The organism is Halochromatium sp., from assembly GCF_054919635.1.
On the sequence record NZ_JBUDPI010000388.1, the window covers coordinates 1 to 3,246 of the forward strand.

Genomic DNA, 3,246 nt, shown 5'->3' on the forward strand with positions numbered 1-3,246 from the left:
CATTGCATCGCGAGGCTCGAGGATCATCGTCTCCGCTCCGCGGCGCAGCGCCGTCGAGACCTTGTTCACCCACTCCCGAGCCGCACTGCAGGCCGCATCGGCTCAGACCAGCGCGCTCGAGCGCTTGCTGAGTTTTCTGGCACCGGATGCGCTGCTCGCGACCACCCCAGCAGCCGATCTGCTGCTGATCGATGAGGCCGCCGGGATTCCCGCACCGCTCCTTGAGCAGTTTCTGATGCACTACCCGCGAATCTGCTTCGCGAGCACCGTGCATGGCTATGAAGGCAGCGGACGCGGCTTCGATATCCGCTTTCGCTCCGTGCTCGATCAGCGCAGTCCGGGCTGGCGAGCGCTCCGGCTTCATACCCCCATTCGCTGGCGCCAAGGCGATCGGGTCGAACAGTGGCTCAACCAGGCGCTGCTGCTCGATGCTGAGCCCGCATCGGATGCGGAGGTTGCGACGGCCGACCTGACCGCGGTGCGGTTTCAGCTGCACGAGGCCGCTGCCTTGGCCGCCGACGAGACGCTACTGCGGCAGTTGTTTGGATTGTTGCTGCTCGGTCACTACCAGACCCGGCCCAACGACCTGCGACAGCTGCTCGATGGCCCGAATCTCAGGGTCGCAAGCCTCACCGTTGAAGGCCTGGTCCTGGCAACCGCCCTGGTCGCTCGCGAAGGTCGGCTGGGGGCAACGCTGATCCCAGCGATCTTCGAGGGTCGGCGCCGACCGCGCGGGCACCTGTTGCCGCAGACACTGTCCGCCCATGCGGGACTGCACGCAGCACCAGCCCTGGGTTATGCGCGGATCGTGCGTATCGCCGTCCATCCTGCCGCACGGCGTCGCGGGCTCGGCCGGCGCCTTCTCGGCGAGCTCGCCATGCAAGCGCATCGTGACGGTCTCGACCTGTTGGGAGCCAGTTTCGGGGTGAGCACCGAGCTACTCAGCTTCTGGCATCGCTGTGGGCTGGAGGCGCTGCACCTTGGCACGGGGCGCAATGCGGCCAGCGGCGCCCGCGCAGCCGTGGTGCTGCAGGCGCTAACGCCAGCAGGGCAGGACCTGATCGCGCAAGCACGTCAACGCCTGGCCCGCGATCTACCGACCCTGCTCAGTGGCCCGCTGCAGACCGTTGAGCCTGAGATCCTAGTATCGCTGCTGCAGGCATTACCAGGCCCTGAACGGCTCATCAACGCCGATGATGAGCAACAGATCGACGCCTTCGCCGATGCCCATCGGACCCTTGAGGCCGCGCTTCCGGCGCTTGAGCGGTTGGTGAGAGAACGTCTCTTCGGGACGCGCGCCACTGAGATTGAGCGCACCCTGTCACGAAGGCAACGCGACCTGCTGATCCTGAGCCTCCTGCAACGGCGCGACACGCAAGCGGTCATCGCCAGACTCGAGCTCAGCGGCCGAGCCGAGCTCGTGCAAGCGCTGCGTGCAGCGATCGCAGTCCTGCGCTCATCGCACCCGCCCTAAGCGATTTCTGTGGAAAGCTCATAACGCCTCGCGAGTCGTTATGCTCGCCTTCCGTGCCGCATCGCCGGTCACATAGCTGGCAAGGCTCGTTCCTGATGCTATTCCTTGAAGGCAAACGAAGACCCTGCGCAATAGGCTACACGCGTTTGCGCTCCTTGCCTGCGCGTCGTCATGCTCCCGAAGCTGAGGCTCAAGCATGCGCTGGCCTCACAACGGAGACCAAGCGTTTTCCCGTCTGCTTCACGAAGCGCCTTGCCGAGGGCATGGCGAAGACTACCCTGGGAGCGCAATGGGTTGTAGGCTGGCAGGTTGCCAGACGCTGCGCCGCGATTGATGTCGCTTTAGGAGATCGAGCCCAGATGACCCCACCCAAGCTGCAATTGAAGAAGGACCAAGAACGCCGCCTCTTGGCTGGACATGACTGGGTCTATAGCAACGAGATCGACACCAATCAGACGCCGTTGAAGGCGCTCGAGCCTGGTCAACCGGTCGAGGTGCTTTCCAAGCGCGGGCGCTGGCTCGGCTACGGCTATGCCAATCCGCACTCGCTGATCGCGGTGCGCATCACCAGCCGTCAGCGCGAGCATCCGCTCACTGCCTCGGTCTTCGCTGAGCGCATCCATCGCGCGCTAGAGCTGCGCGAGCGCCTCTATCCCGCTCCCTTCTATCGGCTGGTCCATAGCGAGGGCGATGCCCTGCCCGGGGTGATCGTTGACCGCTATGGCGAGCTGCTGGTGGTCCAGATCACCACTGCCGGCATGGAGCGCGAGCGAGGCAACCTGCTAGCGGCACTGGAGCAGGTCATTCGTCCAAAGCGCATCCTGCTGCGAAACGATACGCCGGCACGCGAGCAAGAAGGCTTGGAGCAGGGCATCGAATGGGTGCTTGGGGAGGACCCAGGCGAGCTCGAGCTCAGTGAGGCCGGATTGCGCTTTCAGGTCTCACCAGTGAGGGGCCAGAAGACCGGCTGGTTCTTCGATCAGGCCGATAATCGCCGGCTGCTGCAACGCCTGACACCGAGCGGCCCAGCGCTCGACTGCTGCTGTTATCTCGGCGCCTGGGGCTTACAAGCTGCTGCGGCCGGCGCGAGCAACGTCACCTGCATCGATAGCGCGGCCAGTGCCGTCGCCGCAGTGCAGGCCAATGCGACCCTAAACGGCTTGCAAGATCGGGTCAGCACCCTCCAGGGCGATGCCTTCGACAGGCTGCGAGCACTGCGCGACGAACAGGCCCGATTCGCAATGGTGATCCTCGATCCACCGGCCTTCATCAAACGTCGGCGCGACGAGGCCGAGGGGCAGCGCGCCTATCAGCGCCTCAATCGACTGGGACTCGAGGTGCTCGCCAGCGGCGGACTCTTGCTGACCTCGTCCTGCTCCTTCCACTTGGGTCGTGACGCCTTCCTGCATGCTGTGCAGCAGGCCGCGCGCCGGGCGGGTCGCCGACTGCAACTGATCGTCTCTGGTGCGCAAGGGCCAGATCATCCGATCCATCCGGCAATCCCGGAGACCGCCTATCTGAAGATGCTCGCGCTCCGGGCCTTGGACTGAGGCCAGCTACCAGCGCATCTCAAAGAGGCAGGCCTCAGCACCCATGGCCTGACACTGGGTCTCGACCACCTGCGTTCGGCGGTTGACCAAGGTGGTGAACAGACGCTCGAAGGCACCGCGGTAGAAGTCGCAGACCGGCACATCGGCCTGGCTGCCACGGCATAGCGGACAATCCTGGATACGGACCTGAACCGGTCGACCAATGCTGTAGCTGAAGTGCCC

The 3,246-nt window shown here is 64.8% G+C and carries 3 protein-coding genes; 2 read left to right on the forward strand and 1 reads right to left on the reverse strand.

The genetic code is table 11. The annotated features are described in order from the left end of the window. The coding region (locus tag ACY693_RS17035) for a GNAT family N-acetyltransferase (RefSeq protein ID WP_462323003.1) at positions 1-1,474 on the forward strand (1,474 nt) is incomplete at its 5' end. Between the two features lie 359 nt (positions 1,475-1,833). Further along, a complete protein-coding gene (locus ACY693_RS17040) occupies positions 1,834-3,024 on the forward strand; it encodes a class I SAM-dependent rRNA methyltransferase (RefSeq protein WP_462323004.1) in 1,191 nt (396 codons plus the stop codon). 6 nt (positions 3,025-3,030) lie between these two features. On the opposite strand, the gene ACY693_RS17045 is transcribed toward ACY693_RS17040, so the two are convergent. Further along, positions 3,031-3,246 (reverse strand): V4R domain-containing protein (locus ACY693_RS17045; RefSeq protein ID WP_462323005.1); only part of this gene is annotated, 216 nt, incomplete at its 5' end.